The 12,256-nt window shown below is 71.1% G+C and carries 11 protein-coding genes; 1 reads left to right on the top strand and 10 read right to left on the bottom strand.

Annotation, left to right across the window (positions count from 1 at the left end; all coding sequences use genetic code 11):
- From pgi to uvrC, 10 genes are all read right to left on the bottom strand, one after another.
- Nucleotides 1-1,662, bottom strand: a complete 1,662-nt coding sequence (pgi, locus tag JE024_RS26670) for a glucose-6-phosphate isomerase (RefSeq protein ID WP_372449845.1) — start codon at nucleotides 1,660-1,662, stop codon at nucleotides 1-3.
- A 185-nt stretch (nucleotides 1,663-1,847) separates the two neighbouring features.
- Nucleotides 1,848-2,183, bottom strand: a complete 336-nt coding sequence (locus tag JE024_RS26665) for an RNA polymerase-binding protein RbpA (RefSeq protein ID WP_003957010.1) — start codon at nucleotides 2,181-2,183, stop codon at nucleotides 1,848-1,850.
- A gap of 135 nt (nucleotides 2,184-2,318) precedes the next feature.
- A complete protein-coding gene (gene secG, locus JE024_RS26660; protein WP_147990402.1) occupies nucleotides 2,319-2,549 on the bottom strand; it encodes a preprotein translocase subunit SecG in 231 nt (76 codons plus the stop codon).
- A 166-nt stretch (nucleotides 2,550-2,715) separates the two neighbouring features.
- Entirely contained in the window at nucleotides 2,716-3,504 is a 789-nt protein-coding gene (tpiA, locus tag JE024_RS26655) for a triose-phosphate isomerase (RefSeq protein WP_205376016.1), read from the bottom strand.
- A gap of 6 nt (nucleotides 3,505-3,510) precedes the next feature.
- Entirely contained in the window at nucleotides 3,511-4,722 is a 1,212-nt protein-coding gene (locus tag JE024_RS26650) for a phosphoglycerate kinase (protein WP_205376015.1), read from the bottom strand.
- 127 nt (nucleotides 4,723-4,849) lie between these two features.
- On the bottom strand, nucleotides 4,850-5,857 hold the full coding sequence (gene gap / locus JE024_RS26645; RefSeq protein WP_205376014.1) for a type I glyceraldehyde-3-phosphate dehydrogenase: 1,008 nt from the start codon (nucleotides 5,855-5,857) through the stop codon (nucleotides 4,850-4,852).
- 265 nt (nucleotides 5,858-6,122) lie between these two features.
- Nucleotides 6,123-7,112 carry a DNA-binding protein WhiA gene (whiA, locus tag JE024_RS26640; RefSeq protein WP_005318962.1) on the bottom strand — a complete coding sequence of 330 codons (990 nt, stop codon included), beginning with the start codon at nucleotides 7,110-7,112 and terminating at the stop codon, nucleotides 6,123-6,125.
- Nucleotides 7,103-8,137, bottom strand: coding sequence for a gluconeogenesis factor YvcK family protein (locus JE024_RS26635; RefSeq protein WP_205376013.1), 1,035 nt, complete (start codon nucleotides 8,135-8,137; stop codon nucleotides 7,103-7,105). Before JE024_RS26635 ends, whiA begins: the two co-directional genes overlap by 10 nt.
- Entirely contained in the window at nucleotides 8,134-9,075 is a 942-nt protein-coding gene (gene rapZ / locus JE024_RS26630) for an RNase adapter RapZ (RefSeq protein WP_205376012.1), read from the bottom strand. Before rapZ ends, JE024_RS26635 begins: the two co-directional genes overlap by 4 nt.
- The gene (gene uvrC, locus JE024_RS26625; RefSeq protein ID WP_205376011.1) at nucleotides 9,072-11,081 is read right to left on the bottom strand and encodes an excinuclease ABC subunit UvrC; all 2,010 of its coding nucleotides are present in this window, start codon (nucleotides 11,079-11,081) and stop codon (nucleotides 9,072-9,074) included. The genes rapZ and uvrC overlap by 4 nt, the downstream gene beginning before the upstream one ends.
- Nucleotides 11,082-11,328: 247 nt before the next feature.
- Between uvrC and JE024_RS26620 the strand changes: the two genes are divergently transcribed.
- Nucleotides 11,329-12,255 carry a hypothetical protein gene (locus tag JE024_RS26620; protein WP_205376010.1) on the top strand — a complete coding sequence of 309 codons (927 nt, stop codon included), beginning with the start codon at nucleotides 11,329-11,331 and terminating at the stop codon, nucleotides 12,253-12,255.
- Nucleotide 12,256: the final 1 nt, after the last annotated feature.

The raw sequence follows: 12,256 nt of genomic DNA, 5'->3' as shown, positions 1-12,256 counted from the left end.
TCACCTCCCGCGCAGTGCGCGGTACGCGGCCGCCAGGGTCGCGGTCGAGCTGTCGAGCCGCTCCCCGCCCTCCTGGCCGGTGAGCACGGGCTCGATCCGCTTGGCGAGGACCTTGCCCAGTTCGACGCCCCACTGGTCGAAGGAGTCGATGTTCCAGATCGCGCCCTGGACGAAGACCTTGTGCTCGTACAGGGCGATCAACTGGCCGAGCACCGACGGGGTCAGGTCCTCGGCGAGGATCGTCGTGGTCGGGTGGTTGCCGCGGAAGGTCTTGTGCGCGACCAGCTCCTCGGGCACGCCCTCGGCGCGGACCTCCTCGGGCGTCTTGCCGAAGGCGAGGGCCTGGGTCTGGGCGAAGAAGTTCGCCATCAGCAAGTCGTGCTGGGGCACCAGGGAGTCGAGCAGCCCGGGCACGGGCCGGGCGAAGCCGATGAAGTCGGCCGGGATGACCTTCGTGCCCTGGTGGATCAACTGGTAGTAGGCGTGCTGCCCGTTGGTGCCGGGGGTGCCCCAGACCACGGGGCCGGTCTGCCAGCTGACGGGGTTTCCGTCGCGGTCCACCGACTTGCCGTTGGACTCCATGTCGAGCTGCTGGAGGTAGGCGGTGAACTTGGACAGGTAGTGGGAGTAGGGCAGCACGGCGTGCGACTGCGCGTCGAAGAACGCCCCGTACCAGACGCCCAGCAGACCCATCAGCAGCGGCGCGTTCTCCTCCGCGGGGGCGGTGCGGAAGTGCTCGTCGACGAGGTGGAAGCCGTCGAGCATCTCCCGGAACCGCTCCGGGCCGATGGCGATCATCAGCGAGAGGCCGATGGCGGAGTCGTAGGAGTAGCGGCCGCCGACCCAGTCCCAGAACTCGAACATGTTGGCCGTGTCGATGCCGAAGCCGGAGACCTTCTCCGCGTTGGTCGACAGGGCCACGAAGTGCTTGGCCACGGCCTCGGGACCGGCGTCCAGCCCGCCGAGCAGCCACTGGCGGGCGGAGGTGGCGTTGGTGATCGTCTCGATCGTGGTGAACGTCTTCGAGGCGACGATGAACAGCGTCTCGGCCGGGTCGAGGTCGCGGACGGCCTCGTGCAGATCGGCGCCGTCCACGTTGGAGACGAACCGGAACGTCAGTTCCCGGTCGGTGTAGGAGCGCAGCACCTCGTAAGCCATGGCCGGCCCGAGGTCGGAGCCGCCGATACCGATGTTGACGACGTTGCGGATGCGGCGGCCGGTGTGACCGGTCCACTCGCCCGAGCGGATCCGCTCCGAGAAGGCCGCCATCCTGTCGAGCACGGCGTGGACCGCGGGGACGACGTTCTCGCCGTCGACCTCGATCACCGCGTCGCGCGGGGCGCGCAGCGCGGTGTGGAGGACGGCCCGGTCCTCGGTGGTGTTGATCTTCTCGCCGCGGAACATCGCGTCGCGCAGGGCGGCGACGCCGGTCGCGCCCGCGAGGTCGCGCAGCAGGGCCAGCGTCTCGTCCGTCACCAGGTGCTTGGAGTAGTCCAGGTACAGATCGCCGACCCGCAGGACGTATGCGCCGCCGCGCCGCGGGTCCGCCTCGAACAGCTCGCGCAGATGGGTCCCGCCCAACTGCTCGCGGTGCTTGCCCAGAGCGGCCCATTGCGACATCTGGTCGAGCCTCGTAGGACGTTCTGCGTTCATCTCGGACATCAGCCCACTTCTTCTCGTACGTGCGTGCATGCCCCGCTGCGCCTCCAACCTAATTGATCAGGAGGGCCGGTGAGGCGGCAGCGCCGCGGGCACGTCCGAAAAGACGGGCACGTCCGAAAGGACGGAACGTGTCCGAAAGGAAAAGTCCGGCCGGCACCTCTCGGTGCCCGGCCGGACCTCTGTGTCTAGATCTCGCCCCGCAGTTTGGCGAGCGCCTCGGCGAGGATCGCCTCGCCGTCCGCGTCGCTGCGCCGCTCCCGTACGTACGCCAGGTGCGTCTTGTACGGCTCGGTGCGCGGCGGGTCCGGCGGGTTGTCCCGGTCCTGTCCGGCCGGGAACCCGCATCGCGGGCAGTCCCAGGTGTCGGGGACCTGTGCGTCACTGGCGAAGCTCGGCTGCGTCTCGTGCCCGTTCGAGCACCAGAAGGAGATGCGGAGGCGCGGGGCGGACTCGCCTCGCTCTGCCTCGCCCATCGGCCCCGCTCCGACCCGGCTTCCCCGGATCGCGTTGCCACTTGCCACGGTCGTAACTCCCTGCGTGATGGTGCTGCACAGCGTTTCACAGCGGCTGCGCCGCGAGTGCCCCAGTCTACGTAAGGCCCAACGCGCGTCCAGTGATTGGAGTTACAGCCCGGCGCGGTACGGCCAGGAGTCCGCTCAGCTGTCCAGCTTCATCAGCAGACCCAGTACGACAATGCACGCGAACCAGAGCAGACCGACCACGATGGTGATGCGGTCGAGGTTGCGCTCGGCCACCGAGGAACCGCCGACGGAGGACTGCATGCCACCGCCGAACATGTCGGAGAGGCCGCCGCCCTTTCCCTTGTGCATCAGCACCAGCAGCATCAGCAGCAGACTGAAGACGATCAGGGCGATCGAGAACCCCATAACCACGGCTGGACCAACTTCCTCGGACTGATCAGGACGGTAATGAAGGAAAAGCAACGAAATGCAAGGAAAAGCGGGGACCGGGGCCCGCCGTGCGGGTGAAACCGCACAGCACACGTGAGCCTCGGCCCCCGCAAGGGTACGCCGGATCGGCGCTACCGCATACTCACTGGTCGCGGAAGCGGACGATCTTCACGAACTCGTCGGCGTCCAGCGCGGCGCCGCCCACCAGGGCTCCGTCGACGTCCGGCTGGGCCATGATCGCGGCGACGTTGCCGGCCTTGACCGAGCCGCCGTACTGGATGCGGACCTTGTCGGCCAGTTCCTGCGAGTACAGCTCGGCGAGACGCCCGCGGATCGCGCCGCAGACCTCCTGGGCGTCCTCGGGGGTGGCGACCTCGCCGGTGCCGATGGCCCAGACCGGCTCGTAGGCGATGACGATCGTCCCGGCCTGCTCGGCCGGGACGTCCTTCAGCCCGCCGTCGAGCTGCGCCAGGGTGTACGCGACCTGGTCGCCCGCCTTGCGGATCTCCAGGCCCTCGCCGACGCACAGGATCGGCGTGATGCCGTGCTTGAAGGCGGCCTTCACCTTGGCGTTGCAGATCTCGTCGGTCTCCGCGTGGTACTGACGGCGCTCGGAGTGGCCCACGGCGACGTAGGCGCACTTCAGCTTGGCCAGCATCGAGCCGGAGATCTCACCGGTGTAGGCGCCGGAGTCGTGCGCGGAGATGTCCTGGGCGCCGAACCTGATGGCGAGCTTGTCGCCCTCGATCAGGGTCTGGACGGAGCGCAGGTCGGTGAAGGGGGGAAGCACGGCGACCTCGACGGCCGCGAAGTCCTTCTCCGAGAGGGCGAAGGCGAGCTTCTGGGTGTGGGCGATGGCCTCGAGGTGGTTGAGGTTCATCTTCCAGTTGCCCGCCATCAGCGGGGTGCGGCCGTTGTCAACAGCAGTCATCGAGGGTCAGTCCTCCAGTGCGGCGAGGCCGGGGAGCGTCTTGCCCTCGAGGTATTCGAGGCTCGCGCCGCCGCCGGTCGAAATGTGTCCGAACGCATTCTCGTCGAAGCCCAGGATCCGCACGGCGGCGGCCGAGTCCCCGCCGCCGACCACGGTGAACGCCGGGGAGTCGATGAGCGCCTGCGCGACGGCGGCGGTGCCCTCCGCGTAGTCGGGGTGCTCGAAGACACCCATCGGGCCGTTCCAGAAGACGGTGCCCGCGTCGGCGAGCTTCGCGGCGTAGAGCTCGCTGGTCCGGGGACCGATGTCGAGGCCCATCCGGCCGGCGGGCATGGCGTCCGCGGCGACGGTCTCCGGGTCGGAGGGCGCCTTGGTCTTCAGGTCCGGGAACCGCTCGGCGACCCGCACGTCGACGGGGAGCACGAACTCCACGCCGAGCGCCTCGGCCCGCTTCAGGTACTCCTGGACCACGGGGATCTGGTCCTCCTGGAGCAGCGAGGAGCCGACCTCGTGGCCCTGGGCCTTGAGGAAGGTGAACACCATGCCGCCGCCGACGAGGATCCGGTCGGCCTTCTCCAGGAGGTGGTCGATCACGCCGAGCTTGTCGGAGACCTTGGAGCCGCCGAGCACGACGGCGTACGGGCGCCGGACGTCCTCGGTGAGCTTCCTGAGGACCCCGACCTCGGTCGCGATCAGCAGGCCGGCCGCGTGCGGCAGCCTGGCGGGGAGGTCGTAGACGGAGGCGTGCTTGCGGTGCACGGCACCGAAGCCGTCGCCGACGTAGAGGTCGGCGAGGCCCGCCAGCGCGTCGGCGAAGGCGCCGCGCTCGGCGTCGTCCTTGGCGGTCTCGCCCGGGTTGAAGCGCAGGTTCTCCAGGACGGCGACCTGCCCGTCGGCCAGTGCGTCGACGACGCCCCGCGCCGACTCGCCCACCGTGTCGGTGGCGAAGGCGACGTCGGTGCCCAGCAGTTCGCCGAGCCGCGCGGCGGCGGGGGCGAGGGAGAAGGCGGGGTCCGGGGCGCCCTTCGGGCGGCCCAGGTGCGAGGCGACCACCACACGGGCGCCGGCCTCGGCCAGGCGCGCGACGGTGGGCTGCACGGCGCGGATACGGCCGTCGTCGGTGATGGTCGTGCCGTCGAGCGGCACGTTGAGGTCGGCGCGGACGAACACCCGCTTGCCCGCGACCCCCTCGGCCAGCATCTGGTCGATGGTCTTCATGGTTCTACGGCTCCTCGGAAGGCTGCACACGCGGCAGGGCCCGACCGGCGCCGCGTTGCGCCGTCCGGGCCCTGCCACTCACGTCTTGGTGCTCTCGTGCAGGATCGGAATCAGACCCTGCCGCTGGTCAGAGCTGGTTGCCGACGAAGACCGTGAGGTCGACGAGGCGGTTGGAGTAACCCCACTCATTGTCGTACCAGCCGAGGATCTTCACCGAGTTGCCCTCCTGGACCATGGTCAGGGAGGAGTCGAAGGTGCAGGAGGCGGGGTCGCTGACGATGTCCGAGGACACGATCGGGTCCTCGGTGTAGTACAGGATGCCCTTGAGCTCGCCGTCCGCGGCCTTCTTGAACGCGGCGTTGACCTCGTCCTTGGTGACCTCGCGCTCCAGCTGCACGACCAGGTCGGTGGCCGAGCCCGTCGGGACCGGGACGCGCATGGCGATGCCGTCCAGCTTGCCCTTGAGCTTCGGCAGCACCAGCGCGGTGGCCTTCGCGGCACCGGTGGTGGTGGGGATGATGTTCTCCGCGGCGGCGCGGGCGCGGCGCAGGTCCTTGTGCGGGAAGTCCAGGATGCGCTGGTCGTTCGTGTAGGCGTGGACCGTGGTCATCAGACCGCGGACGATGCCGAAGTTCTCGTCCAGAACCTTGGCCATCGGCGCCACACAGTTCGTCGTGCAGGACGCGTTGGAGATGACGTGGTGGGTGGCCGCGTCGTACTTGTCCTGGTTGACGCCCATCACGATGGTGATGTCCTCGTCCTTGGCCGGAGCCGAGATGAGGACCTTCTTCGCGCCGCCCTCGATGTGCTTCGAGGCGTCGGCCTTGCTGGTGAAGATGCCGGTGGACTCGACGACGATGTCGACGCCCAGCTCGCCCCACGGGATGTCGGCGGGGTTGCGCTCCGAGAGCACCTTGATGGTGTGGCCGTCGACGGTGATGGTGTCGGCGGTGTGCGTCACCTCGGCCTTGAGGCGGCCCAGAATGGTGTCGTACTTGAGCAGGTGAGCGGTGGTCGCGGTGTCACCCAGGTCGTTGACAGCCACGATCTCGATGTCAGCACCCTGCTCCAGCAGCGCGCGGAAGTAGTTACGACCGATGCGGCCAAAGCCGTTGATGCCTACGCGGATCGTCACGAACCGATCTCCTCGTTAGGTACGCCGGTTTTCGACGCCGGCGAGTTTTATAGGGATGTCCCCGACCGCCTCCGACCCTACCTCTCCGGAGGCTGCCGAGTGACATCAGGAACAGCCCGTATGTCTTGCGGCGTCGCGTACTGGCCAGTAAGGAACGCCGCCCGCCGACGGCCGCGCGCGGGCGCCGGGCCCCGGACACACCGCTGCCGACACCCGAAAGGGCGTCGGCAGCAGGGCGGTTGACGCGGGACGCGGCCGAGGGCCGTCAGCCGACGAGGCCGTCGGCCATCTCCTCGGTCAGATTGGACTCCGTCCCGGGAATGCCCAGATCCTGGGCGCGCTTGTCGGCCATGGCCAGCAGACGGCGGATCCGGCCGGCCACCGCGTCCTTGGTCAGCGGCGGGTCCGCGAGCGCGCCGAGCTCCTCCAGGGACGCCTGCTTGTGCTCCATGCGCAGCCGTCCCGCGGCGGCGAGGTGCTCGGGGACCTCCTCGCCGAGGATCTCCAGGGCGCGCTGCACCCGGGCACCCGCGGCGACCGCGGCACGGGCGCTGCGGCGCAGGTTCGCGTCGTCGAAGTTGGCCAGCCGGTTGGCGGTGGCGCGGACCTCGCGGCGCATCCGCCGCTCCTCCCAGGCCAGCACCGACTCGTGCGCCCCGAGCCTGGTCAGCAGCGCGCCGATCGCGTCCCCGTCGCGGACGACCACCCGGTCGACGCCGCGGACCTCACGGGCCTTGGCGGCGATGGACAGCCTGCGGGCCGCGCCGACCAGCGCCAGCGCGGCCTCCGGGCCGGGGCAGGTGACCTCCAGCGAGGAGGACCGGCCGGGCTCGGTGAGGGAGCCGTGCGCCAGGAACGCGCCGCGCCAGGCGGCCTCCGCGTCGCAGGTGGCGCCGGAGACGACCTGCGGCGGCAGGCCGCGGATCGGCCGGCCCCGGCCGTCGACGAGACCGGTCTGCCGGGCGAGCTGGTCACCGCCGGCGACCACCCGGACGACGAAGCGCGACCCGCGGCGCAGACCGCCCGGTGCCATCACCATCAGCTCCGAGCTGTGGCCGAAGATCTCCAGGATGTCCCGCTTCAGACGGCGCGCGGCGATGCCCGTGTCCAGCTCGGCCTCGATCACGATGCGTCCGCTGACCAGGTGCAGGCCGCCCGCGAACCGCAGGATCGCCGAGACCTCCGCCTTTCTGCAGCAGGTCCGGGTGACGGGGAGCCGGGAGATCTCGTCCTTCACCGCTGCCGTCATCGCCATGGGCCGATCCTTCCATGCATCCGAAAAATACGGTCGTACGCGGCGGCCAACAGCTCCGGGTCGTGCTTCGGAACACCGTCGGGAGAGGCCACCGGAGCCAGCTCGACCGCGGCTCCGAGCCGCTTGGCGGCGTCGTCGAGGGACTCGCGGTCGGGCACTGCGGCCTCGTCGGCCAGCACCACGTCCAGGGCGAGTTTAGGCGCGTGTCGTCCCAAAACCTCCAAATGACGCTGCGGTGAGAAGCCATCTGTTTCGCCGGGCTGCGGGGCGAGGTTGAGGGAGAGGACCCGGCGCGCCCTCGTCTCCACCAGCGCGTCCAGCAGCTCCGGCACCAGGAGGTGCGGAATCACCGAGGAGAACCAGGATCCGGGCCCGAGAACCACCCAGTCGGCGTCCAGCACGGCCTCGACGGCCTCCGGGACGGCGGGCGGGTCGTGCGGCACGAGGTGGACGGACTGCACCTCGCCGGGCGTGAGCGCCACGGTGGCCTGGCCGCGCACGGTGTCGACGTCGTCCGGACGGGCCGGGTCGTGGCCCCGGACCAGCGCCTGGAGCTCCAGCGGCACCGCGGACATCGGCAACACCCGGCCCTGGGCGCCGAGCAGCCTGCCGACCAGGTCCAGGGCCTGGACGTGGTCGCCGAGCTGCTCCCACAGGGCGACGATCAGCAGATTGCCGACCGCGTGCTCGTGGAGGTCGCCCTGGGACTGGAAGCGGTGCTGGATGACGCGGGCCCAGGTCTGGCCCCAGTCGTCATCGCCGCACAGCGCCGCGAGCGCCTTGCGCAGGTCGCCGGGCGGCAGCACGCCGAGCTCCTCCCGGAGCCGGCCGCTGGATCCCCCGTCGTCGGCGACCGTGACGACCGCGGTCAGGTCGCCGGTGATGCGGCGCAGGGCCGCGAGCGACGCGGACAGGCCCATGCCGCCGCCGAGGGCGACGACCTTGGGCTGCGCGCCGCGCTTCCGGGCCGCCGGCGTGCGCGTGGTCCTGCGCAGCCGTCGCAGCCGGAGGGTGCGTCCGGTCACTCGCGCCCCATGTCCCGGTGCACGACCACGGTCTCGACGCCGGCGGCGGAGAGGCGGGCCGCCAGCTTCTCGGAGGTGGCCACCGAGCGGTGCTTGCCGCCCGTGCAGCCGACGGCGACGGTCACGTAGCGCTTGCCCTCGCGGCGGTAGCCCGACGCGATGAGCTGGAGCAGCTCGGTGTACCGGTCGAGGAACTCCTTGGCCCCGGGCTGGTTGAAGACGTAGTTGGACACCTCTTCGTTCAGGCCGGTGAACGGGCGCAGCTCGGGGACCCAGTGCGGGTTCGGCAGGAAGCGCATGTCGACGACGAGGTCGGCGTCGACCGGCAGCCCGTACTTGAAGCCGAACGACATCACCGTCGCGCGGAGCTCCGGCTCCTCGTCGCCGGCGAACTGGGCGTCCATCTTGGCGCGCAGTTCGTGGACGTTGAGGCTGGAGGTGTCGATGACCAGGTCGGCGTCGCCGCGCAGCTCGCGCAGCAGGTCGCGCTCGGCGGCGATGCCGTCGACGATCCGGCCGTCGCCCTGGAGCGGGTGGGGCCGGCGGACCGACTCGAAGCGGCGCACCAGGGCGTCGTCGGACGACTCCAGGAAGACGATCCGGCGGGTGACCTGCTTGGCGTCGAGGTCGGCGAGGGACTCGCGGAGGTTGTCGAAGAAGCGCCGGCCCCGGACGTCGACGACGACGGCGATGCGGGCGACGTTGCCCTGCGACCGGGCGCCGAGTTCCACCATGGTGGGGATCAGGGCGGGCGGCAGGTTGTCGACGACGAACCAGCCGAGGTCCTCCAGACACTTCGCCGCCGTACTGCGCCCGGCGCCGGACATGCCCGAGATGATCACCAGCTCGGGGATGGCCACGTCCGCTGCGCTGTCGGCGGGCTCATGGGCGTTGCCCGTACTCACGTCTGCTGCTCCGTCTCGGTCGTGCTCAGTCATGGCGTGCTGCCCCCGTCGTTCTCTTCAATGATCTCTCCTGTCGCCGTGTTCACGGCGGGTGCGGCCGGAGCCGCCCCGGCGAGGGCCACGACGACGGACTCGGCCGTCTTGCGGCCCATGCCCGGGACCTCGCAGATCTGCTCGATTGTCGCCTGCCGCAAGCGCTTGACCGAGCCGAAATGCTTGATCAGGGCCTGCTTGCGGGTCTCCCCGAGACCCGGGATCGTATCGAGCGGACTGGTGCGGATCCGCTTGGTCCGCTTCGAGCGCTGGTAGCGGATGGCGAAGTCGTGCGCGGTGTCACGGATCCGCTGCAGCAGGTACAGGCCCTCGCTGGAGCGCGGCAGCACGACCGGGTCGTCGTCGCCGGGCAGCCAGACCTCCTCCAGGCGCTTGGCCAGGCCGCAGACCGCGACGTCGTCGATGCCGAGCTCGTCCAGGGCCCGCTGGGCGGCCGCGACCTGCGGGCGGCCGCCGTCGACGACGACGAGCTGGGGCGGGTACGCGAACTTCTTCGGGCGCCCGTCGTCGGCCTCCTCGCCCTCGGGCGCGTCCTCGCCGATCCACTCCCCCGTGCGGTCCTTCTCCGCGAGGTAGCGCCGGAAGCGCCGGCTGATCACCTCGTGCATCGAGCGGACGTCGTCCTGGCCCTCGCCGTGCCAGACCTGGGTGTCCCCGACCCGCCCCTTGATCTGGAAGCGGCGGTACTCGCTCTTGCGGGCGAGGCCGTCCTCGAAGACGACCATGGACGCCACCACGTCGTCGCCCTGGAAGTGGGAGATGTCGAAGCACTCGATGCGCAGCGGCGCCGAGTCCAGGCCGAGGGCCTCGGCGATCTCCTCCAGGGCGCGGGAGCGGGTGGTCAGATCGCCCGCGCGCTTGGTCTTGTGGAGGGCCAGGGCCTGCTGCGCGTTGCGCTGCACCGTCTCCATCAGGTCCTTCTTGTCGCCGCGCTGGGGCACGCGCAGCGAGACGTTCGCCCCCCGGCGCCCGCCGAGCCAGGCGGAGACGGCGTCGACGTCCTCGGGCAGCGCCGGGACGAGGACCTCCTTGGGCACGGCGTCGCCGCGCTCCTCGCCGTAGAGCTGCTGGAGGGCGTGCTCGACCAGGCCCGCCGTGTCGACGGCCTCGACCTTGTCGGTGACCCAGCCGCGCTGGCCGCGCACCCGGCCGCCGCGGACGTGGAAGATCTGGACGGCGGCCTCCAGTTCGTCCTCGGCGAGGGCGATGAGATCGGCGTCGGTGGCGTCGGCGAGCACCACCGCGTTCTTCTCCAGGGCGCGCTTGAGGGCGCCTATGTCGTCGCGCAGCCGGGCGGCCCGCTCGTACTCCATCTCCTCGGCCGCCTCGGCCATCTGCTTCTCCAGGCGGCGGATGTAGGTGCCGGTGCGGCCGGCCATGAAGTCGCAGAACTCCTCGGCCAGTTCACGGTGCTCCTCGGGGGTGACCCGGCCCACGCAGGGCGCGGAGCACTTGCCGATGTAGCCGAGCAGACAGGGGCGGCCGCGCTGCACATGGTTCTTGAACACGCCCGCGGAGCAGGTGCGCACGGGGAAGACCCGCAGCATCAGGTCGACCGTCTCGCGGATCGCCCAGGCGTGCCCGTACGGCCCGAAGTAGCGGACGCCCTTGCGCTTGGCGCCGCGCATCACCTGGACGCGGGGGAATTCCTCGTTCAGCGTGACGGCGAGGTAGGGGTAGCTCTTGTCGTCGCGGTACTTGACGTTGAACCGCGGGTCGAACTCCTTGATCCATGAGTACTCGAGCTGGAGCGCCTCGACCTCGGTGGACACCACCGTCCACTCCACGGAGGCGGCCGTGGTGACCATGGTGCGGGTGCGCGGGTGGAGGTTCGCCAGGTCCTGGAAGTAGCTGGCGAGGCGCTGGCGCAGGCTCTTCGCCTTGCCGACGTAGATCACCCGGCGGTGATCGTCCCGGAACTTGTAGACCCCCGGCGAGTCGGGGATCTGTCCCGGCTTGGGGCGGTAGCTGGAGGGGTCGGCCATGCCGCCCACCCTACTGGCGGGCGGTGACACCCCGGTCGCCCGCGGGCAGGGACATGACCATGGTCCAAGGCCGTCGGAATTCTTGTCGGCGCGGGGCCGGCACGCTTCAATGCCAGGGGCACGGCGCCGTCGGCGACGCGGCCGGGACGTGAGGACCTCCGTCCCCCGCACGGCGGGCCGCCCCCGCCCACCCCCGGCGGTCGCACCACGGCGCACCCCCCACCGCAGCGAGCGAGCCGGAGGAAGCATGGGCCACACCGAGGCCGACCTGGCGCGGGTGCTGAACACGGGCCCCTTCCACCAGGCGCTGCGCGCTGCCCTCTCGGTGCGCGGACTGCCGCTCCAGCGGGTCCAGCACCATCTGGCGCACCGCGGCATCAAGGTCGGCGTGACCAGTCTCTGCTACTGGCAGCAGGGCGCCCGCAGGCCGCGGCGCCCCGAGTCGCTGCGGGCCGTGCGCGCCCTGGAGGAGGTGCTGGAGCTGCCCGCCCAGTCGCTGATCCGGCTGCTCGGCGCGGACGCGGCCGGCGCCCGGGGGCACCGGCCGCCCGCCCCCGGGTCCCACCGCGGGCTCGCCGGGCTCACGGGCGAGGCGGAGCGCCTGCTCGCCCGGGACGGCCCGCCGCGCGGCGGGCTGGAGACCCTGGTGCTCCAGGAACACGTGCGCATCGGCGCCGACCGGCGGCTGCTGGGGCGGGACGCGCTGCACGTGGTGCGGGCCCGGCGGGACGGGGTCGACCGCTTCCTCGCCGTGCACCGCGGGGACAGCGGGTGCGACCCGGACCGGGTGGAGGTCAGCGCGCTGGAGAACTGCCGTCCCGGCCGGATCCGCCGGGACCGGGCCACCGGCACGGTGGCGGCCGAGCTGCTCTTCGACGCGGCGCTGCGGGTGGGTGAGACGTACGTCTTCGGCTACGGGTTCGAGGACGGCACCGGCGGGCCCAGCGGCGCCTCGGTGCGCGCCTTCGGCGGCCGGGGCGGGCAGTACCTGCTCCAGGTGCGCTTCGGCCCGGGGGCGCTGCCGCTGCGCTGCCGACGCTTCGCCGGGGCGGCGGACGGCACCCCGCGCGGCGTCCGCACGGAACTCGCCGTCAGCCCCCGGCACCGCACGGTGCACCTGCTGGAGCAGAGCGTGCGGCCGGGGGTGCTGGGGATCGAGTGGGAGTGGGAGTGAG

This window comes from Streptomyces zhihengii, assembly GCF_016919245.1.
GTDB classification, from domain to species: Bacteria; Actinomycetota; Actinomycetes; order Streptomycetales; family Streptomycetaceae; genus Streptomyces; species Streptomyces zhihengii.
The sequence above is the reverse complement of the archived record's forward strand: the minus strand, read 5'-3'. Positions and strand labels throughout refer to the sequence as shown.